The following is a 225-nucleotide window of genomic DNA, read 5'->3' on the forward strand; positions in this document are numbered from 1 at the left end:
TCGCGGCTGTGCAACTGGCCGTTGGCTTCGTATTCGTACTTGATCTCGCCACGCAATTTGTCGAGGGTGCGGGTCAACTCGCCTGCGGGGTCGTACTGGTGACGGCGATGGATCGGGTTGTAAGCGTGCTCGACCAGCAAATCCGGCTGGATGCCGGGGTTGTGCAGGCGCGAGAGTTTTTCCGCCGGCAGGCGCGAGGCGAACTGCCAGCTCTTGCGGCCCATG

At 63.1% G+C, this 225-nt stretch carries 1 pseudogene; it reads right to left on the reverse strand.

The features are described from left to right. Nucleotides 1-225, reverse strand: a pseudogene (locus tag ACW9JC_RS30505) (HNH/ENDO VII family nuclease); the annotation flags it as partial.

It is taken from the genome of Pseudomonas sp. SDO5591_S426 (assembly GCF_054070755.1).